The sequence below is a fragment of the Peribacillus sp. SIMBA_075 genome (assembly GCF_046534585.1).
Genome location: NZ_JAWRYN010000439.1, coordinates 1 through 279, shown reverse-complemented (window position 1 = coordinate 279; position 279 = coordinate 1). Strand labels below are relative to the sequence as shown.

The window sequence follows — 279 nt, the reverse complement described above, 5'->3', positions numbered from 1 at the left end:
ATGAAAATTTTCTCTGCATCATGCATCAGCTGGAAGCGTTCTGTCTCATCAACGGTGTTGCGAATTTTTTCAACCAGTGCGTCGTACTCTTTGTTGCTGTAATTGATCCGGTTACCTGGATGATCAGTCACGAACAGCTCCAAATAGTTGACCGGGTCGCCGTAATCGGCTGGAATGGTCGAACGGGAGAACTGCAAATTACGTGCGCGCTGATCGGACAAGAATACTTTCCATTCCTTGTTCTCCAGCTTTACATCGACACCGAGGTTTTTCTTGTAC

1 pseudogene is annotated in these 279 nt (G+C 46.6%); it reads right to left on the bottom strand.

The features are described 5' to 3' along the window. Window positions 1–279: pseudogene (locus tag SB775_RS28915) on the bottom strand (peptide ABC transporter substrate-binding protein); the annotation flags it as partial.